Source organism: Mesorhizobium sp. U510, assembly GCF_059180695.1.
The window spans coordinates 4,893,235-4,913,551 of record NZ_CP180532.1; the positions used below are offsets into that span (position 1 = coordinate 4,893,235).

17 protein-coding genes and 3 pseudogenes are annotated in these 20,317 nt (G+C 60.9%); 4 read left to right on the forward strand and 16 right to left on the reverse strand.

Features of this window, described 5'->3' with window-relative positions; translation table 11 throughout:
* Positions 1-24 precede the first annotated feature (24 nt).
* From ACLGL5_RS25480 to ACLGL5_RS25525, 10 genes and pseudogenes are all read right to left on the reverse strand, one after another.
* On the reverse strand, positions 25-303 hold the full coding sequence (locus ACLGL5_RS25480) for a hypothetical protein (protein WP_245307160.1): 279 nt from the start codon (positions 301-303) through the stop codon (positions 25-27).
* A 179-nt stretch (positions 304-482) separates the two neighbouring features.
* Positions 483-1,163 carry an IS3 family transposase gene (locus ACLGL5_RS25485; RefSeq protein ID WP_019858503.1) on the reverse strand — a complete coding sequence of 227 codons (681 nt, stop codon included), beginning with the start codon at positions 1,161-1,163 and terminating at the stop codon, positions 483-485.
* Positions 1,127-1,489: a transposase gene (locus tag ACLGL5_RS25490; RefSeq protein WP_032921104.1), complete on the reverse strand. Its 363-nt coding sequence runs from the start codon at positions 1,487-1,489 to the stop codon at positions 1,127-1,129. Before ACLGL5_RS25490 ends, ACLGL5_RS25485 begins: the two co-directional genes overlap by 37 nt.
* A gap of 171 nt (positions 1,490-1,660) precedes the next feature.
* On the reverse strand, positions 1,661-2,101 hold the full coding sequence (locus ACLGL5_RS25495; protein ID WP_069092290.1) for a TadE/TadG family type IV pilus assembly protein: 441 nt from the start codon (positions 2,099-2,101) through the stop codon (positions 1,661-1,663).
* 6 nt (positions 2,102-2,107) lie between these two features.
* Positions 2,108-3,337, reverse strand: a complete 1,230-nt coding sequence (locus ACLGL5_RS25500) for a pilus assembly protein TadG-related protein (protein WP_019858508.1) — start codon at positions 3,335-3,337, stop codon at positions 2,108-2,110.
* Positions 3,338-4,543: 1,206 nt separating this feature from the next.
* Positions 4,544-5,400, reverse strand: a pseudogene (locus tag ACLGL5_RS25505) (ATP-dependent DNA ligase).
* 462 nt (positions 5,401-5,862) lie between these two features.
* Entirely contained in the window at positions 5,863-6,273 is a 411-nt protein-coding gene (locus ACLGL5_RS25510) for a hypothetical protein (protein WP_019858510.1), read from the reverse strand.
* Positions 6,274-6,887: 614 nt separating this feature from the next.
* Positions 6,888-7,088, reverse strand: a complete 201-nt coding sequence (locus tag ACLGL5_RS25515; protein WP_027046907.1) for a hypothetical protein — start codon at positions 7,086-7,088, stop codon at positions 6,888-6,890.
* A 39-nt stretch (positions 7,089-7,127) separates the two neighbouring features.
* Positions 7,128-7,382: pseudogene (locus tag ACLGL5_RS25520) on the reverse strand (recombinase family protein); the annotation flags it as partial.
* A gap of 740 nt (positions 7,383-8,122) precedes the next feature.
* Positions 8,123-9,262, reverse strand: coding sequence for a (Fe-S)-binding protein (locus tag ACLGL5_RS25525; protein ID WP_236952033.1), 1,140 nt, complete (start codon positions 9,260-9,262; stop codon positions 8,123-8,125).
* Between the two features lie 800 nt (positions 9,263-10,062).
* Here ACLGL5_RS25525 and ACLGL5_RS25530 point away from each other — a divergent pair.
* From ACLGL5_RS25530 to ACLGL5_RS25545, 4 genes and pseudogenes are all read left to right on the forward strand, one after another.
* Positions 10,063-10,521 (forward strand): Ros/MucR family transcriptional regulator, encoded by a 459-nt coding sequence (locus tag ACLGL5_RS25530; protein WP_019858514.1) that lies wholly within the window; start codon positions 10,063-10,065, stop codon positions 10,519-10,521.
* Positions 10,522-11,149: 628 nt separating this feature from the next.
* Positions 11,150-11,374 (forward strand): helix-turn-helix domain-containing protein, encoded by a 225-nt coding sequence (locus tag ACLGL5_RS25535; protein ID WP_019858515.1) that lies wholly within the window; start codon positions 11,150-11,152, stop codon positions 11,372-11,374.
* A gap of 115 nt (positions 11,375-11,489) precedes the next feature.
* Positions 11,490-11,651, forward strand: a pseudogene (locus ACLGL5_RS25540) (JAB domain-containing protein); the annotation flags it as partial.
* A 362-nt stretch (positions 11,652-12,013) separates the two neighbouring features.
* Positions 12,014-12,790 carry a hypothetical protein gene (locus ACLGL5_RS25545; RefSeq protein WP_069092292.1) on the forward strand — a complete coding sequence of 259 codons (777 nt, stop codon included), beginning with the start codon at positions 12,014-12,016 and terminating at the stop codon, positions 12,788-12,790.
* A 201-nt stretch (positions 12,791-12,991) separates the two neighbouring features.
* Here the strand turns inward: ACLGL5_RS25545 and ACLGL5_RS25550 are convergent, their stop codons facing one another.
* From ACLGL5_RS25550 to ACLGL5_RS25575, 6 genes are read right to left on the reverse strand one after another with little or no spacing between them, the layout of a single operon-like run.
* The gene (locus tag ACLGL5_RS25550) at positions 12,992-13,870 is read right to left on the reverse strand and encodes an SMP-30/gluconolactonase/LRE family protein (RefSeq protein WP_019858518.1); all 879 of its coding nucleotides are present in this window, start codon (positions 13,868-13,870) and stop codon (positions 12,992-12,994) included.
* Between the two features lie 39 nt (positions 13,871-13,909).
* Entirely contained in the window at positions 13,910-14,872 is a 963-nt protein-coding gene (gene kce / locus ACLGL5_RS25555) for a 3,5-dioxohexanoate:acetyl-CoA acetone transferase (RefSeq protein ID WP_069092293.1), read from the reverse strand.
* Positions 14,869-15,816, reverse strand: coding sequence for a 3-hydroxyacyl-CoA dehydrogenase (locus tag ACLGL5_RS25560; protein ID WP_069092294.1), 948 nt, complete (start codon positions 15,814-15,816; stop codon positions 14,869-14,871). Before ACLGL5_RS25560 ends, kce begins: the two co-directional genes overlap by 4 nt.
* 10 nt (positions 15,817-15,826) lie before the next feature.
* A complete protein-coding gene (locus ACLGL5_RS25565) occupies positions 15,827-16,633 on the reverse strand; it encodes an SDR family oxidoreductase (RefSeq protein WP_069092295.1) in 807 nt (268 codons plus the stop codon).
* 13 nt (positions 16,634-16,646) lie between these two features.
* On the reverse strand, positions 16,647-18,728 hold the full coding sequence (locus tag ACLGL5_RS25570) for an ABC transporter permease subunit (protein ID WP_069092296.1): 2,082 nt from the start codon (positions 18,726-18,728) through the stop codon (positions 16,647-16,649).
* On the reverse strand, positions 18,725-20,257 hold the full coding sequence (locus tag ACLGL5_RS25575) for a sugar ABC transporter ATP-binding protein (RefSeq protein ID WP_069092297.1): 1,533 nt from the start codon (positions 20,255-20,257) through the stop codon (positions 18,725-18,727). Before ACLGL5_RS25575 ends, ACLGL5_RS25570 begins: the two co-directional genes overlap by 4 nt.
* Between the last annotated feature and the right edge of the window lie 60 nt (positions 20,258-20,317).

The following is a 20,317-nucleotide window of genomic DNA, read 5'->3' on the forward strand; positions in this document are numbered from 1 at the left end:
CGCGGGTGCCTGGCCCGACTCGTCTTAGCTGCCGACCAACAACGGCACGGTAACGGTGGTGGCGTAGTTGATCGGAAAGCTGTCGAGGTAAGGAAAATCGACGACGAAGGCATAGGGGGCGGTGAGATGCGCCATGCGGAAACCGCCGCTCGCCGGGTCGATGGCGATCGTCACGTTCACATCCTTCAAACCCAAGGCCAGCAATTTTTGTATGGCGATCGATTGGATGTCGGCCTGGGTCAACGTGTTCTGAAGCTGCAGCGAACGCGATGATGTCTCCAGCGTATAGCGGACGCTGGACACCGAATGCACGACCAGCCCAAGGCGAAGATCCCGAACAGCAATATGATGAGGACGGTGCGATCAGCGCGAACTCCAATCCGGCCCCGCCTGATCGATCTCGCCGGAAGGCGCTTTGCCTGGCGCAATTCCAGAAGAAGTGTGAGCCGGTTGTTGGAGTGCGCCCCTCGGAGCGGACAGGATCAAGCGGCAGTTTTGACCATCTTTCGGGCGTGTTGGTCTTCGAACTGTTGCGGGCTGAGATAGCCGAGCGCTGAATGCAATCGGCGGGTGTTGTAGACCTCATCAATGAAGCGGGGAAGGTCCTCAGCGACGTCGGTGAAGGTTTCATAGGCCATCGGATAGATGGCTTCGACCTTCATCGTCTTCATGAAGCTTTCCGCTTTGGCATTATCGTAGGGATTGCCGCGCCGACCCATCGATCCAATAAGATCGTGCTCGGCGAGAAGATTGCGATAGAGGCGCGCGGCATATTGCGCCCCTCGATCCGAGTGATGGACGCAGCCCGGCGGCGGCTTTCGCCGTACGATTGCCGCCTTCAATGCTGCAACGGTCAAGCGCGCGTCGATCGACCGGCCGATGGCGTAACCAACGACCTTGCGGGACCAGGCATCCAGGATGACCGCGACGTAGACGAAGCCTGCCGCAATCGCCACGTAGGTTATGTCGCTTACCCAAAGCCGGTTCGGGCCATCGAGTGTCACGTCCTTCGCCAGGTTCGGGAAGATCGGCAATTCATGATTGCTGTCCGTGGTGGCGATGAAGCGTCGCCTGATCCTGGGCTGCAGATCATGCTCGCGCATCAATCGTCTGATCTTCTTGTGGTTCACGACAATGCCGCTCTGCCGCAGCGCCGCCTGCATGCGGCGATAGCCGTAGGCTTCGAAGCTGTCGGAGATCTTCTGGGACGTGGTGCGCTTTTCAGAGCCCCCTTTAGAAACTCGATTTCCAAGGCTTGCCGGCCTACCAGCCGCTCCAGCGCGGCGATCCGAGCCTCATAGGTCTGCATCGTCTCGGCCGCCGCTACATCCTCGTCGAAGGCGCCGGCCTCGTATTTCTGGACCCAGATACGGATCAGGTTACGCTCTAGTTCGTGCCGCCTGGCCAGACCATGAAGCGTCTCGCCGGAGAGGAACTCTTGCACTACCTGACGTTTGAACTCGATGCTGTGCGCGCGATGTGCAGTCATGGCTTCCATCCTTCGAAAGCCCGGCTTCCAAGTCAATTCTGCTTAGTCAAGCTGTCCGCTCCGAGGGGCGCACTCCATGTCCCGGGAAAAGCGCGCAGCGTTTTCGCTTGGGAATCGCGGCAAAACAAAGAGCTAGGGCGTTTCGCCATTTCCGCGAAACGGTGAGACGCCCTAGCGAACACGGATCACCTCCAGATGGCCGATGACGCTGGAAGCGGAAAAGACGCCGAAGGTGAAGGGCGGCGTCCAGGTGGCCGATGCCTGGATCTGAACATAGACCGACGGCACCTTTGGCCCGCTGCACAGAGTGGAGGCGTCGACCACGGTCGTCCCGCACATATAGATCCGGCTTAGCGTGACCTGGCCGTCGGCCGGCCGTTTCTCCCAGCTCGAAATGGCAACGGCCTGCATCGCCGTATCATTGGTCGATCCTTCCATGATCAAGTTCGCGGCGGTCTTCACGCCAGCGCGCATCGACAGCGAGCTCGTCACATAGGACCAGCCGTCGATGATACCGAGCAGCGCCGTGCACAGGAAAGGCAGGACCATCGCGAACTCGACCGCTGCAACACCCGTATCGTCGCCAAGGATCCGTTTTGATCGGCGCTCCACGGGCGGCTACTCGACCAGCGCGACGGACTGCGTCGCCGGGATGTCGCGCATTCCCAGGCTCGTGCAATCCTGGTTGATGGTTGAATTGCCGGACCATTGGATCAGGTCCGCGACCACTTGGGTACACCCATTCTTGCCGGAGAAATTGCCGAGATAGTTCACCTGCTGCTTGGGGAAATAGAGCGCACCAGTCAGCAGCGAGGTCGCCGTGCCGTTGAAGGTGTCCTGTCCGCCGGTGCTCGTTCTGTCTCCATACATCAGAACGCCGGAATAGGTGCCGGACGTCGGCGCACTCAGGGACACGGTGGCGTTGCCGTTCATCGAGACACGCGAACCGCCGGCGAGATAGATGGTGACCCCGTCACCGGAGACGTTGGCGTTCGCATTCACTTTGAAATCGCCACTCTGGATGACATAGACGCCAGGCTGCAGCGTGACGGTGCCGCTGAGGCTGAGCCCGTTGCAATAAGTGCCCGGCCCCAGGCTGGATTTGTTGGCGTTCTGGCAGGGGTTCGAGGCGGCCGGGGCCGGCAGGTCGGCAAATGGATCGGCGGCAGGCAGCGCCTGGGTTATCGGGGCCGCGCAGACGGTCGTAACGGGATTGCTGAGCGAGACACCGCCCCCCGAAATCAGGCAATCAGCCTGGAGGCTCGCCGAGCCCTGAAGTTTGATGGCGTCCGAAGCGTTCGAGTTGGCCATCACCGAGCAGCCGGTGACCTTTACGCTCGTACTGCCGGAAAACAGCGCCGCCTGCGAAGCGGATGGATCAAGCGCGAGCATACAGGCCTTGGAAGCATTGGTGATGAGGGCCACCGCCCTCGCCTGCTCGGGCACCTGACCCTGCGTGAAGATCGAGGTGAAAATCCGGTCGACGTTCTGAGCGACGATGACCTCGACTGCTTTCTTCGCCGTGTTCGGCCCAGACACCGGCGGCGTGTTGACGACGATTGTGCCCGAGCCCAGCCCGTTCGTAGCGGCCGACTGTGTCGCGGCCGCCACGATCGTAGGCTTGTCGGAACCTGATATCTGTTCGAGCGCGCCAGCGTAAGCAGCGGCATCGGCCGTCGCCTGCAGCTTCAGGCTGTTGTAGTACCAGTAGGAGGTCTCCACGCCGAAGCCGGCCGCGCCTACGACGATCGGCAAGCTGAGGGCGAAAATGATGGCAACATTTGCACTTGTAGCCCGGCATATACCGGTCGCCATGAGCCGAAATCGGGTGAAGCAAATGAGGGACATAGCGAAAATTAGAAAACACGCACATATCAATAAACGGCTAAGAAATTCGTTTCATTTTTGACCTCTGGTCGATTGTATCCCTTGTCGCGGGCGCCATCAGAAAAGCCGGCGTCTACTAGCCCCTGCGCGCCATATGCTGGCCTCGGCTTATCGCGCCAAATCCGACCCGACGATGCGGCGGGTATAGGCGATCTCGACAGCAGCCACCGCCTCGCCCTTGGTGTCGGCCCGGCCTTGTGCACGTCCAGGACCAGGTGCCCGCTGACGGTCCGTGCTGCTCCTTCATGATACGGCCGATACCTTGCTCCTGAAAGCTTCCCTCAAAGTCGAAATGCACGGTTTTTCCCGCGATGACGGTCCGTCCCCAGGATAACCGGACACGAGCGCCCCTGGCATCGACGAAGGTGAAGGCCTCGGCCTTGCTGGCGAATGTATCGATCGCGTGGTTGTTCTCGACGACTTGCCAGCCTCGCTGGTAAAGGAAGATGGAAAATTGGCTCGTGATGGGCGATATGGTTGCGCAGCGTCAACAAATCATCACAAATCGCCCACGCATCATGAGCTTCGATTTTAGGATCCGTGCGCAAAGACCTTTAGCCGGTTATATCGCCACTTGTAATGGCTCTCATAGTTTGCTGACAATTGCGAGACCCAGAGCCCGCAGACAAATCAGCCACTATAACCGCTGTTGGCACAGGATTGATGCCCCTATCTCTTTCCTGTCTTAAGGTGGTTTCACTTAGTCGCCTTTTGTCGTCTCGATGCCTTTGGGAGGGGCGGGCAAATGAATTCAGTTATCGCGTTAGCCACTCTTGGCCCTAGCAGGGTGTGCTTCGGCCGAAACCATCCAAACATCGAAAAACACAGCGGTAGTTCAGTCATCGGCTGCGCCAGCGTGTGGTGAAATCGGAGCGGCCAGGGTTGCCCAGAAACAAGCAGCTGTTGCAACTCTCAAGGCCGGATAGGCGCTCGTTCTTTCGCCAGCGCACCACGGCCCGATATCTAGCTTCGTCAGCATGGATATGCAGGACGAACCTGTCAGGAACATCCACGCCGGGATCAACTCGTAACTCCGCACCATGTGTGTGCTGGTTCCTGACGGAGCAATTGATGCTTACACCTCGGCAATGATGACCCCATCCTTCAGGACAGCCGTTCGAGGATGAGCTCGTCGCTCAATGGGTGGACCATCGTTGCCCATATCTCTCATTCCTCCCGAAAATCCTGCAAGGAAGCGTGCCGCAAATCTTCCTCGCCGCGTAAATGCTTTACGCGGCCGATGATGCCGGGCTTGACCCATTGCGTCGCCGGCCGCTTCATCCCCTTCGGCGCCGGCCCGGCGTGCTCCTGGACGCGCTTCCACAGTCGATCGCGGATTGCACCGCGCGAATTGATGAAGGCCGAGCCGACATAGCGGCCGGTCGCGCGGTCGGCCATCAGGGCAAAGGCTGGCTTGCCCGCCTCACGCTCGACGCCGAGCAACTCGTATTCGTCGACCGAGTAGCATTTCGCCTTCAGCCAGTATGTGGACGGGCCGCTGCGGTATTTGCTGTCGCGCCGCTTCGATCTATTCCTTCAAGACCAGCCATATCGAGCAGATGAAAGATCGCCTTAGCCTCACCCGGTAGCGGCTCGCTGAACTGGATTCGGCCGCCAGGCTTTATCATGCTGGCCAGGATCTCGCGCCGCTCCTCGAGCGCCGTGTCGCGCAAATCATGGCCATTGAGATGCAGCAGGTCGAAGGCGACGAAATAAAGTTCGTGCTGCCGCCGAGTGATCGCCTTCCGCAACTCTCCGAAGTCGGAAAGCCCTGCTTTGTTAAGCACAATGATCTCGCCGTCGACGATGGCGCTTTCCGCACCGAGGCTCTTCGCCTCCTGCACCAGGTCGCGATATTTCGCCGTCCAGTCGTGACCATTCCGCGTGTAGATGCGCGCGCCGTCTTCATCGATGATCATTTGCGATCGGTAGCCGTCAAATTTCACCTCGTGAATCCAGTCGTCACCCGTGGGCGGCGTCTCGACCAGGGTCGGCATCAACGGGGCTATGAACTTCAGACGCATGCACTGACTCGCAAAAGCCGCGATTCAATTAGCATGTGCTAAAATGGTTCCGGAACTTTTATTGCGACCCGCGAGGTTCGGTCGGCCATGACGAAGCTATAGACCTGGGGCCACTCATTCCGGGTAAGCTGCACGGCGGCGACCTGATCCGCGAAGAGGGCCATTTCTACAACTGCCCGAACTGCGGCCAGAAGGTCGATCAGCGCGACCTACGACAAGTCTTCTGGCATGAAGAGCCCGGGCACGAGCCACTACAGCCCGAAACCATTGACGATTCTCAAATTTTCTCGAAAGAAGTAGCAGTCCCGCTGCGGGCGACCACAGGCAAAAAGCGCCCGCCCGGAATGGGAACCGAGGGCGGGCCAAGAGGTGGCTAGGGATCAACCCTGCCACATGTCAACGAGCAGCGAAGGGGTTGGTTGCCGAAGGGTAGCATCGTCGCTCAAACCGCTTCTGGCGACCTCAGCGGGTGGCTGGAGATAGCCCCGACACCGATCGCACGCTCGCGCTGGAGAAAACCACAAAGGCAAATATCAGCACAGCAGTAGCCACCATCAGCGAGCCGGCGGCGACGACCGGCTCAAGCGCTGAATACCCTCCATGCAGCATCAGATACAGCGCAGGCAGCATGATCACCAGTCCGACGTTATAGAGACCGTAGTGGATCATTGCGATTTTCCGCTCCGCCTTAGCCGGGTTGAGCGCGTAGTACCCACCGAATATAGCGCTGGTGACCCATCCGAGCAGATTGATGTGAGCATGGGCCGGGAAGGAACCGTGATCGCCGGAGATTGCCATCTGCAAGCCGGCACCGATCCCCAGGATAAGCCACACAACAGCCGTTTTAAAAAAGAGATTCGAAACCTTAGGCATGACACTTCTCCCCAAAAAGCGCTGAAAATCAACGCGCGATATTAAGGGGCTGCTAAAATAGCAATGCAATCAAAAACAACGCCAATCCGGCGTGCTGTTGCGCAACCGCGCCTAGGCCTGTCCAAGCCCCTTCCCTGGCTCGGATGGCTGGAGCAGAGCACCACCATATTGCGTCCATCGATGTTCGCAGTCCCGTACCCTCAAGCTAGGCGTTCCAGGTTCCCCGTACAGGACCATTGCACTGCGAACATCGTAGCCAAGCATGGACGCGTTGGCGACGAACTGGATAGCGCCCCAAGCTGATGGCGCCGATCCGTGTTTCCGTTTTACTGGTGAGATCGATCACGCCGAAAATTTCCGCATCTGTTCCTCTGCCGGCCAATACAGCCGTCCAAGGCAAGAAGCATCGCGAAATCCCGCGAACTACCAGCCATTAACTTCAATCCGCGAAATTTGTTGCGTCCAGGCGGCTTGCCGGGCGCTGGCTCAAAAGCATCATTCACAAGCTCATCCGCGAATAGTACGGATCGTTTCATTTGCGCTGGCCAGAAGATTGGCAATGGAACGTCGGTCAGCAGGGCATATTTTCGAGAAAAACTTCGCGACCTGGACGTCTAAATCAAGCGTCCCCTCGGCGCCAACTCAGCGTTCGGTGCAATGACCTTCTTGCCGTCGCTCCCCGTGACGTTGAGATGACCCAGCGGAGCCTTGGTAGGCCAGATGCCCTGCTCCGCCTTCTCCATCTCTCCCTTGCGGGCTTCCTCCGAGAGATTGTCGATGTAGGTCTTCGCCATCAGCACCTTGATGCCGTGCATGAACTTTTCCGACGAGCGCGAGTCCTGCGAGAGGACCACTCATTCCTTGGCGAGGTGGATCTCGACGTGAAGTTCGTCGAGCGTCACCCAGTCCTTGAGATTGCGATAGGGACGGTCGGTCTTCTCAACCAGAACAACCCGCACACCGGGATGCTTGCGAAGGTATTTGACCATCTCATTGAAGTTGGTCCGCCCGCTGCTCTTCGTCGTCTCGACGTCGAGCAACTCATGGGCAATGCCAAACTGCTTTTGAGCCGCGTCCTCCCTCAAAAGCTTGCATCGGGCAGGTATGGAGAAGCCTTCCTTCTCCTGTTCTTTTTAGGAAACGCGAGCATAGAGCAGCGCCCTCACCAAGCCACCGCGATTTGCGATCTGCGCAGTCTTCTTGACCATCTTCCCAGCCTCGTCTCCTAACCAGTCACGGCGGAGCGAGGGAAAGCGCCTCGCTCAATCCATATTTTCCCACTCAGCCAAGAGACGAAAGAACAAAGAACCCGGTGACGTTTTTTCTACGATCTTTCGAGCATCCTCCGCTGTCAGCTTTCGGCCGGTGCGTTGCTCGAACAGCAGAGCTGTTCTATCAAGGAAGGCACAATCAACGGCGCGATTGCGCGGAGACAAGGTCTTCTCATCCGACTGACAAACGTTCCTTGGTCTCTTCATCTTCTTTGCCCGGTTTCAGGCGCTTTGCAGCACCAGGCAAGGATCGCCGCTCTCTCTAATCTCGAATGGCCGATGTGTGCGCTTCAGTCGCTTTTTCCACGCCCGCGCCTTGGACGGCTAGGGCTTAACCCCTAACCGAAGCGCTTAAGGCTGAACTCAATTCCTATTCGACGCCCGACGGTCTCATGATGGACTCCAGTCCATGGAAGGTCGAAGCTAGGCGCGAAGCTTGAGATGGACGGAAACCTTATCTGGCCAGCACGCGCTGTGGCATGGTCAGCTACCTCATGGGTTGACAACACCGCCTCGCTCCGGAAGCGACCAAATTGCTACGCCGCCCCGAAATGATACGATGGCCAGGACGCCAACATTCAACCTGGTACCACGACATTCTCGACTTGCTTGCTAACCTTTAGAGGAAGCGGCTGCTCGCCCAGTAGCACTCTGACAACGACGTCACGAGCATCTTGGGGATCGAGCGAGTGCTTTGCTATCAGGTCCCTACACTCGTTGACGATCTGGTCGACGTCCTGCATGACCTTGAGCTCCTTGTAGCGATCGTGCCGATACAGCCCCATGCTTTCACCAACCACCTCAAGGATATTGATGATGCGGAATGGCCAATCGCGCTCGTGTGCACACAGTTCGCGATGATCGGAATGGTAAACCGCAACCAAGGCGTCCACACCCGCGGCACTGGCCGCTTCAAGTTCCCTCAACTGCAACTCACGCTTGAACTTTGGAAGCGCACCGACATGCACGCTTTGCAGACCTACAGCGGGCTGGTTCAGATCGACAAGCGAGATGCCGGGGATCATCTTAAGGATTTCGGTGGCGGCCTCCACGATGCCCGCGACGCCAGGATGCTTGTGCAGCGCGACGCGCATCTCGACCCTGTGCTGCAGATGCGGCTTTAACTGCGCCAGCCGCTGGCCGATAAATCTTAGGAATGGGTTCATCTCGAACGGGCGGGAGCCGCGCTGTCGTTCCACCGTTGGCAGGATGTTTTCCGTGAACTGGACGTAGCAGGTCGGACACCAGGTGATCACCTGTCCCGACTTGGAGTGCGACAGCTTCTCCATCGAGCTCGAACCCATGCGGCCGCTCATCTCGGCGTCACCGGACTTGAGTTGCACGATACCGCAACAATGGCTCGGACCGCCCATGACCTGGTAACTGACACCGAGCACATCCATGATATCGAGCGCAAGCAAGGCAATGTGCGGCGTCTTCAGCACATTGCAGCCGGTGTAAAACACAAAGTCCGCCGGCTCGGTGGGCATGGATACTGACGCTGATTTTTGACCCAGCCTTTCCAGGACCTCCGTATCGAGTTGCAAGCGCGACAGCATCGTTACACCGCGGCTGACCTCCCGGTATCTCTCCACGCCTGCCCTGCGTCGTTCAGCAAGCTCCTTGTCGGACTTCGCAGCGCTAAGGCGCGCCATGGTAAGGAGAAAGCGAGGATTGACGCCGTAATCGCACGCCTTGATACATTCTCCGCTGAGCATGCAAGCGGCTGCCCATTTGCGGGACGCTTCCGGACCGCTACCGTTTCGCACAAGATCGAGAACACCGCCAATGAGGTCTTCGGGCGTCGCATCCGAGATGCCGGCGGGCGCTACGCTTGGGCAAACCTCAGCGCACTTGCCACATCGTGTGCAAGCCTCAACCATATCCTGGACACGTTCGCCCAGAGCCGTCTCGAAGGATGTCTCATTCACTGGGGGCATCGCGGGCTCCAAGTCTGAGGAATGGGCCTTGTGCGCGCATTGGCAGCTCGGAAATTAACATAAGAATCGGTAATCTTGAAGGACGAGGCCTTCGTCCTCCCTGTTTGACTAAGCGAGGGGAGGTCCGTCGGCCCTCTAACAGGGTGCCCTGCTTCCACGTGAACAGCCGGGACGCAAAGCTGCAGCTCAGCACGTGGAGAACTGGAGGAGCGAACTGACGAGCGGAATCAAGAATGCACCATTGCCAGAAGTCAATGCGTTCCAAACTGCCCAACACCGAATCTAGTGTACCACCTTGTCTATAAGCACGCGCAACTCGGGCTGGGGCGCAACCCAGAAAATTCGAAAAGCTTCCGGGAACCCCAGCCAAACCAGAGGCTGGGCAGGTAGCTTCGCTTCACAAGCCTCATTCGCTCTACGATAGCAACTACTTCGGAAATAACATCAAAGGGTTGTCCGAAGACCTTACGAATTCTGCATTGGCTCCACTGCAGTTCGATAGATCGGGCTTAAGACGACGGTTGCGTCGTTGATCATCAGCCAATAGAGAGGGGATAAATCAGGCAAAAGGACCACCAATGACCAACGAATCCGATACGCGCTATGCCGAACTAGCTGAGTTAACCGCCGACATTGTCTCAGCATATGTCAGCAACAATCCATTGCCGGTTTCTGGCTTGCCGGACGTGATAGCATCGGTTCATGCTTCGCTATCCGGACTCGGCACGCCCATCCCACCGGTCGCTGAGCCGCAAACTCCCGCGGTCAACCCGAAGAAGTCGGTGACGGCGGACTTCATTATCTGCCTGGAAGACGGCAAAAAGTTCAAATCACTGAAGCGGCATCTTAGCACGGACTTCGGCCTGACACCGGACGCCTATCGCGCCAAATGGAACTTGCCGCACGACTACCCTATGACAGCTCCGAATTACGCTGCTCAGCGCTCGCAACTGGCGAAGTCCATCGGACTTGGCCGCAAGGCTAAACCCGTCGCACCAGCCAAGAAGGCACCTGGGAAGCGGAAAGCCAAAGCGTAGTCCGCCACGACCTGACGCAACGGAAAGACTCAGCTATGTCTGGAGAGCGGCGGACCTGAAAAGGACCGTCTGGCCGGCGCCATCGGGCAACCTCCCAGCGAGGGCGCCGGCCTTTTTCCTAGTGGGGCGGCAACTGATACTATCATCGGGCCGCTTGGCGATGATCGACGACGGCCTCGGCTCCCAACTCGTGGTCACCGAGCGGTCATCCTCTGACTATCCAGTCACTTCTAGATTGCGACATGGGGATGAGATTTCGAGAGTAGTTCGCCTCGTGTTTTTTGCGCTCGCCCCGCTCAGCCTTCTTGCCTGGCTCAAACTCGCTGAAAGGCGTCGCCTTCATCCAATTCGTCTCTGACATCAACCCAAAAACTAACGGGTCGATGCGATGGGACCGGAGATCGCACTCCTCATTCTCCGGTTGGCTCGGGTCGACCGGCCTTGCACACTCTGTTGGCAGTTGATCCGATTTCTATCCAGACATATCCACTGCTTCTATTCCCTCACCCAGCGGCTTTTATCTCCGATGCGCATACCTACTCATGGCCACGCAACTGCATGACCAAGGGTTTGGGAGCGTGCTTGAGCCTGCTCCCATGTTTCCGAAATCGGACATTTGGGAAGCTTGATGGACAACAGGAAGTTTTTGACAGCTGAGGAAGTCTGGGAACGCTATCGCGGCACCATCTCTCTTGGAACGCTGCGAAATTGGCGAGCCAAGAGAATTGGACCGGCGTACGTCAAGCTTGGCAAAGCCGTGTTGTATCCAATTGAGGAACTGGAGACGTGGGATCAAAAGAATACAGTGGCGTGCCGTGCGTCAAAGCGCTTCAGCATGAACGGCGGTGAGTGAGCGTGGTTAGTGACGGAGGAGCATCCAATACCGCCCCCAGAAGCCGGCCCTCACGTTCTCTGGTATATGGATTTTTACGATATATTTCAACAAGATAGCTTACGTCGAGAGGAAGTTGCACAACCACCCGTCGGGCGATCCGACCCCATCGCGCGCCGATATCGAGATGACGAAAGAGATCGTCGAAGCTGGCAAACGGCTGGGCATCGGCGTGCACGACCACATCATCATCGGGCGTAAAGGATACGCCAGCATGAAGGGCCTGCTGCTGATTTAGGGCAGCGACCAATATGGCGACCACGTCGTCTTCGCAGAGAGCAAGCCATGGCGTCCCCGCGTGACGCATTCGGCCAGGCCTTCGTCATCGACTTCCTGTATTCCAACGCGTTTCCGACTGACCGCTCGGCGACATTGGCTAACAGCCAGGACCATGGTCCTAGCTGGTATGGGACTTCAGTAGCACAGCGACCTCGCGGCATCTATTTGCATGAAATATCAACAAGTTAATCCACAAGCCATTGCCGGACTCTCGCAGTGCGACCGCATTTGTCTAAAGTTTACTCCGTACGATTAGTGGATTCTCATATTACGCTGATCTAGCGCGGTTGGGCGGAGGTGGCGATTCCCCGAGGAGACACCATGACAAACCGAAAAACTCTGTTCGCGGCGCTTGCCGCATTGGCGCTTCTGGCGTCGCCGGCGCTGGCCGGGGCCGGCGGCAACGGGCACGGTGGCGGCAATGGTGGCGGCCATGGCAATGGCGGCGGCAATGCTGGCGGCAATGGCAATAGCAAAGGCAACAGCGGTGCCTCGCGTGGCAAGTCTGCGTCGGCCCCAGGACGAGTTGGCAAGGTAGACGCTGACGCAACGACCGACACCACGGTCGACACGACCACCCAGGTCGCATCCGTGCCGAAGGAGAAAAACATCCATGCCAAACTCGGCCGGCTGAATTCGCTGCAGCGCAACATCAACGCCTATATGAATTCCAAGAGCAAGAAGTTCGCTGCCATCCAGGCCTTCGTGACACAGTCCGCGAAAGCCAAGGTTGCCCAGGCCGCGGCTGAAGCGGCAGCCGCCACGGCCGCCGCCGCGCAGGCCCAACTGGATAAGCTGAATGCGCAGCTGACCGCGCTGCAGACTGATCCGAACGCCACGGCTGCGCAGATTCAGGCTGTGAAAGATCAGATCACCGCCCAGAAGGCCGTTGTCGACGCCGACAACGCAGCGGCCGACGAGGCAGAGGCGGCGGCGGCTACGGCGACTGTCGGCACCGACCAGGCATCGCTCGATGCAGCGCTGACGGACATGGCCAATAAGCCCGTCGATGACGAGGTCACGGCCTGGGCCCAAGGCGTCCTTGCTGACAAAATCGACCAGATGGCCACCAAGATCGAAGCGCAGACGACGCCTTAGGCATCGACCAGAACGGCATTAGCCAAGGCCGCCGAGCTCCGCCCGGCGGCCTTGCTATTTCTTGAGCATAGAGAAAAAACTCGCACCCTCGGTCCTGTCAGACACGAAATGCAGATTGTCGCGCGTAGCGACATTGGCCTGCCGACCGGCCTTGGCAACATGCCGACCGTCAATTTCGGCGCTGGGGAACGACCCAGCCCGTCAGCCGCCAAATCGCGGCTCTGGAACGCCCGTCACGCCCAAGCCGGTGATGGCGAACAGGCTGCCGCGCAGGACACCGTCGCCGGGAAAGCGCGGCAGCGGCGGCTTGGCCATCGAGGTGACATAGAGCGTATCGAGCTTCGGCCCGCCGAACATCACGCTGGTGATCTTCTTCACCGGCATGTCGATGATGCGATCGACGGTGCCGTCCGGCGCGTAGCGCACCAGACGGCCGTCATAGACCAGGGCATTCCAAAGATACCCCTGCGCATCGACGGTCGAGCCGTCGGCCGCGCCACCCTTGCTTGTGTCGACGCGCACGAAGGTACGGCGGTTGGTGGCAGCGCCGGTAGCAATGTCGTAGTCGTAGGCCCAGATTTCGCCTGTCCAGGTATCGGCGAAGTAGAAGGTGCGGTCGTCCGGGCTCCAGCATGGGCCGTTGGAGCAGATGATGCCGGAATCGATCCTGGTGACGGAGAAATCCGGATCCAGCCGGTACAGCCCGCCTGAAGGCCCCTCCTCCATCGTATCCATCGAGCCGGCGAAGAAGCGGCCGCGCCTGTCGACTTTGCCGTCATTGAGGCGGTTCATCGGCCTGTCCGGCTCCGGATCATGGATCAGCGTCACCTCGCCGGTGGCGAAATCGAGCAGGTGGAAGCCGCGCTGCAGCGAGACGACCGCGCCGCCACCGTCCTTGCGCAGCGCCATGGAGCCTATCTTCATCGGCACGTCCCAGGAGCGGATCTCGCGCCCATCGGCGGTAGCGCGGAACACGCGGCCGTCGAAACTGTCGATCCAGTAAAGGCGCTCCTGTTCGACGTCCCACAGCGGGCCCTCGCCCAACGTCGTCTTCACATCCACCACGACTTCGATCTTCATGCCATCCTCCTGTGTATCGGTGTGCAGCGCTTGGCCGCGTCAGAAGGCGACCTTGTCGCCGCCCTTCAGGGACAGGATCTCGCGTGCCTCGTCAGGCGTCGCCACCTCCATGCCAAGCCCTTCGATGATCTTGCGCGCCAGCAAGACCTGTTCGGCGTTCGACTTGGCGAGCTTGCCCTTGCCGGCCCACAGGCTGTCCTCCAGCCCGACGCGGATGTTGCCGCCGAGTGCTGCCGACTGCGCGGCGATGCGCAGCTGGCTGGCGCCGGCGCCCAGCACCGACCAGCGGAACTGGTCGCCGAACAGCCGGTCGGCGGTTCGCTTCATATGGGCGACATCTTCCGGATGGGTGCCGATCCCGCCGAGCAGGCCAAAAACCGACTGCACGAAGAATGGCGGCTTCACCAGCCCGCGGTCGGCGAAGTGGGCGAGGTTGTAGAGATGGGCGATGTCGTAGCACTCGAACTCGAAGCGCGTGCCATTGTCATAGCAAGTCGCCAGAATGTATTCGATGTCCTTGAACGAGTTGCGGAAAACGAGATCGCGCGTCGCCTCCAGATGCGGCTTTTCCCAGTCGAACTTGAAGGTCTCGTATTTGTCGGCGAGGTGATAGAGCCCGAAATTGATCGAGCCCATATTGAGCGAGGCCACTTCCGGCTTGAACTGGGCGGCCGGGCGTACGCGCTCCTCGACCTTCATGTAGGGGCTACCGCCTGTGGTGATGTTGATGGCGGCATTGGTCCCTTGCTTGACGCGCGGCAGGAAGCGGGCGAACGCCTCCGGCGTCTGGTCGGGCTTGCCGGTTTCCGGGTCTCGCGCATGCAGATGCAGGATCGCGGCACCGGCTTCCGCCGCGGCGATCGCCTCGGAGGCGATCTGATCCGGCGTGATCGGCAGATAGGGCGACATGGTCGGCGTGTGGATCGCGCCCGTCACCGCACAGGTGATGATGACCTTGCCCTTGGCCGCCGATGCGCCTGATTTGCGGCTGGTCTCGTTCATTGTCCGAACTCCTGATCCGATTTCTTCTTGTGTGCCGCCAGTGCCATCAACCGGCGATCCCGCCAGACCTGCCGGTCACCCAGATTTTCCCTCGGCAGGCGCTTGCTGCGCTCGGCCTCGACCGTTTTCATGACATCGCCCGCCCAGTCGACGCGGCGCAGCATCTGCGGGAAGATGTTGGAATAAATGCCCTGGTACCGATCGACATAGTCACGCACGCCGCCGGGCGCGTTGAGGTCAATGGTCTCGAACGGCCCCATAAAGGACCAGCGCAGCGCCAAGCCGTCACGGATACCGATATCGACATCCTCGACACTGGCGTAGCCGTCCGCGACAAGCCGGAAAGCCTCCTCCAGCAAGGCGCCTTGCAGGCGGTTCATGATGAAGCCGTCGAGCTCGCGCTTCATCACCAGCGGCGCGTGGCCGGCATCGATGAGGAAGGCGCGCGTCTTCTCCAGCGTCTCGGCGGAAGTCCACGGCGCTGGCACCACCTCTGCCGCCGGGATGAGATAGGGCGGGTTGATCGGATGCACGACCAGGCAGCGGTGCCGCCCTTGCAGATGGTCGGTGAATTTCGACGGCAACAGCGCCGAGGTGGAACTGGCGATGATGGTTTGCGGCCCGGCAAGCCGATCGATCAGTGAGAACACCTCCCGCTTCACATCGAGATTTTCAGGCGTGTTTTCCTGGACATGGGTTGCGCCGGCCAGCGCCTCCGCCAGTTCGGCAACGATGGCGATGCGGGCAAGCACGGTGTCGACCGACTGCCCGCGCAACAGGTCATTCGCGGCGAGATCGCCGAGCACACCCTCTATGTAGTCGCGTGCACCGCCCGTCGCGGCAGGCGACTGATCCCACATGCGCACATCATGGCCGGCGCGGGCGAAGCTGATCGCCCAGGCGCGCCCGATGAACCCGCTTCCGACAATCGCGACATTGGCCATGGATCGATCCTCAAAGTGTTTCGACGTTGCCGTCGACGCCAAGCGATTGGCCGGAAATATTGATGCCCGCGTCGGAGAGCAGGAATGCCACCATCGAGGCCACATCATACGGGCTGGTCATGCGGCGCAACGAGATGTTCTGCAGATAGCGGCCGGTCATCTCCTCGTGGCTGATGCCGACCTGCTTGGCGCGTGCCGCGATGACGCCTTCGATGCGTGGCCCCTCGATGATGCCGGGCAGGATGGCATTGACCCTGATGCCCTGTGGCCCAAGCTCCTTGGCGAGGCTCTGGGTGAAACCGATGACGCCGAATTTGGCGGCCGAATAGGGCGTGCGGAACGCGTAGCCATGGCGGCCGGCCGCCGACGACATCGACACGATAGAGCCGCCGCCGGCTGCCTTGATCAGTGGCACGGCGCGCCGGGCGCAGAGGAACTGGCCGGTCAGGCAGATGTCGATGCAGCGCCGCCAGTCATCCGGTTCGATCTCGTCCACACCGCCGGTCGGCCCGGCAATGCCGGCATTGTTGATCAGCGCGTCGAGCCCGCCGAGCTTTTCCTTGACCGTCTCGAACAGCCGGTCGACGTCCTCGTCGCGCGAGACATCGGCCTTGACCGCCGCGACCAGGTCGATCTTGGCCGGAGCTGCAGCCAGCGCCTCGTCGGAGATATCGCAGACGACGATGCGTGCGCCGAGCCGCGACAGCGTGTCGGCGATGGCGAAGCCGATGCCACCTGCGCCCGCCGTCACCAGCACGCGCTGCCCTTTCAGCCCGGCCAGAAATTCGTCCGCCGATGCGGGTGCCTTTGCGCTCATCGTCCTGTCCTTTTCATTGCAGCCGCCGTTCGCGCAGCGCCATGACGGCGCTGAGAACGACCAGCCCGTAGAGAATTGCCCTGGTGGCGTAGGGCAGCGTGGTGCCGGCCAGCAGCATCTGCAGCGCCGTCAGAAGCAGCACGCCGCCGAGCATGCCGAGATAGTGGCCGCGCCCGCCGGTGATCAGCGCGCCACCGACCACCACGACTGCGATCGACGGCAAGAGATAGTCGTCACCCATGCCGAGGCTTGCCTGGCCGGAAAAGCCGGTCAGCATGATGCCGACAACAGCGGCGCAAACGGCCGATAGCATGTAGACTAGGATCAGAGTGCGCTCGACGCCGATGCCGGACAGGCGCGCCGCGCGCAGCCCGTTGCCGATGCCGTAGACCCGACGCCCGAACGGCGTGCCTCCAAGCAGCAGCACCGCGCCGGCCACAAAGACTACCATCAGCAGCACGACAGGCGTAACGAAACCGAGCCTGGCCGTCATGAACCAGCGCAGCATCGGCGAGGAAAACCCTGCCGGCGTTCCCTGCGAATAGACAAGCGCGAAGCCCTGGAGGATGCCGTTGGTGGCCAGCGTCATGACGATCGGCGAGATGCCGAGATAGGCGATGCCGAAGCCATTGGCGAATCCGACGGCGCAGGCCATCACCAGCACGACCGGGAGGGCGTAGAGGAGTGCGGCGTCGGAGCCATTGACCATGCCGGCCAGGATGATGCCGGAAATGCCGATCATCCACGGCACGGAAAGATCGAGGCCGCCAGTCAGGATGACCGTCCCCTGCCCCAGCGCGAGAACTGCAAGGAAGGACGACAGCACCAGCAGCGAGTTCCAATACCCCGGGTTGAGGATGGCGTGGCCGAGCCAGACCTGGGTGACGATGACGATGATGAGCAGGCAGACATAGGCGGGCAGCGCATAGCGCAGCGTCTCGGCGTTGCGCAGGCGGAAAGCCGGGCGCGGCGATGCTGGACCGCGCTGGCCTTGCGAAGGTCCAGTGAGCTTGAGCCGTCGGTCGATCGGCTCGAGCTGCGAGGGCAATATGCCGGCGCGCCAGGCGGCGAGCCGGGCGCGGGCCGCGCGCAGTTGCACGGCAAGCACCGATGCGTGGGACAGGGATCCGGCAAGGGCCGCCAGCACCAGAATGGTGCCTTCCGCAATGGTCGAATAGTAAGCCGATACGTTGAGCACCAGCAGGATGTTCACCACCATCATCAGGATATAGGCGCCGAAGACGGTGCCCACCGGACCGCCCTGCCCGCCGCCAAGGCGCGTGCCGCCGACGACGACAGCCGCGAACATCGACAGAAGCAGCGGATTGCCGACCAGCGGGTCGGCACTGCCGGTCTGCGCGCTGATGAACACGCCGGCAAGACCGTAGCAGCCGCCGGCGATGACGTAGACGGCAAAGCGCACCAGCACGACATTGATGCCGACGGCGGCGGCCGAATCCGGATCGCTGCCGACGGCATAGAGTGCCGTGCCGAAACGGGTTCCCTTCAGCCAGAACCAGGCGAGCAGGACCACGCCGATCACCACCAGCGGCATTGGCAGCCAGCCGGTGATCGCGTCGCCCAGATAGAAGGTTCCGAGATCGGGCGACACGAAGCCGCCGGGCTTGTCCATCACCAGCAGCGTCACGCCTTGCAGGATGAACATGGTGGACAGCGTCACCACGATGGGTTGCATGCGCAGCACCGCGATGAAAAAGCCGTTGAAGGCGCCCACCGCCATGCCGACGCCGATGCCGACCGCCGTCCACAACAGGATGCTGGCGCCTGGGGCCATCGGATCCATGCTCGATGCCAGCACGACATTGACCAGCGAGATCACCGCGCCGGCGGACAGGTCGAACCCACCCGACAAGATGACGATGGTCTGGCCGACCGCCGCCAGCGCCGAGGTCGCGCCGCCGCTCGACAGGAACGACACGTCGAAATAGGTCAGTGGCCCGGCACTGATCCAGTCGACGATGAAAAGCAGGATCGCAAGCACGGCCGCGGCGATCAGCGCGCCGCGATGGCGCATCAGCGCACGGCGCAGGCCGAAACCAGCCGAAACAGGAGATGGGACTGCTGCGCTGCTCATGCGGCGACGTCCCCGGCATGGCCGAGCGCAGGCCGCATGATGGCACGCTCGGTGATGGCGTCACCTTCGAGCTCGGCCGCGATGCGCCCATCATAGAGAACCAGGACCCGGTCGCATTGGTGGACCAGTTCGGGAATTTCCGTCGAGTGCAGCAGGATCGAGCCGCCGGCGGCGACGTAGTTTCGCATCATCACATAGAGCTCATGCTTGGTGCCGACATCGATGCCGCGTGTGGGATCGAACAGAAGCAGGATGCGGCTCTGCGCCACCAGCCATTTGGCGATGACGATCTTCTGCTGGTTGCCGCCCGAAAACGCCCCGGCCCGCGTCCACAGGGCGCGGCGGTCGACTTCGACAGTGGCAAATGCCGCCTCGACGGAGCGGGTCTCGGCCGCGGCGTCGACAAGGCCGAAGCGCGTGAAGCGCGAGACGACGGGCAGCGTGGCGTTCTGGCTGCCCGACAGTTTCAGGAACAGGCCTTCGGATTTGCGGTCTTCCGGCACCAGGCCGATGGCCATGTTGGGCCGCAAGGCATCCGCCGGCGAGCCGAGCCAGACCTTGCGGCCATCGACAAGGACGTCGCCCCGGGTGATTTCAGCCATGCCGAAGCAGGCCAGGAACAAATCCTGCTGGCCCATGCCTTGCAGTCCGGCAATGCCGAGGATCTCGCCCCTGCGCAGGTCGAAGCTCGCGCCGTCGAGCTTGCGCCCGACCTTCAGGTCGCGCACGCCCAGCACCGGCGGGCCAAAAGCCTGGGCGCCGTCCGGCTTTGGCGGAAAGGTCTGCTCAATGGAGCGACCGATGATCTTTTCGATGACGTCGGCGTCGGAAACATCGGCTACCGGCGCGGTGACGATGTGGCGGCCGTTCCTCAGGATCGTCAGCGTGTCGCAAAAGGCGCGCACCTCGCGCATGCGATGGGTGATGAAGACGATGGTGGTGCCCGTCGCCTTCAGCCTGGCGATGATGTCGCCCAGCCAGTCGACGTCGCGGCCGGCGAGCGTCGAGGTCGGCTCGTCGAGCAAAAGGATGCGCGGCTTGCGGTAGACGGCCCGCGCGATCTCGATCTTCTGGCACACCGAAAGCTCGAGCTCGCCGACCTCGGCATCGAGATCGACGGAAAAACCGAGTTCGTCGATGTGGCGACGGACGGCCTTGCGCGCGGCGCCGCGCCTGATCAGCCCGGAGATGCCAACGGGTGCGTAGGGCAAAAGCATGTTGTCGAGGACGGAAAGATCGCGCACCAGGGTCATCTCCTGGAACGCCGTCTGCACGCCGAGCGTATGTGCCGCGCGCGGCGCGCCGTAGCCGATCTCCTTGCCGAAGACCCTGATATGACCCGCACTCGGCCGCACCAGTCCCGACAGCAGTTTGACCAGCGTCGACTTGCCGGCGCCATTCTCACCCAGCAGCGCGTGGACGCTGCCGGGCGCGATGCGGAACGACACGCCGTCTAGCGCAATGGTCGGGCCGAAGGCCTTGCCGATGCCGTCGATCTCGATGGCGGGGAGCGCGGAATGTTCTGTCATATCCTCGATCGCAGGCTGCGCACTTTTGGACGTCGCGCATTGGCGCGGATCGACGATGCG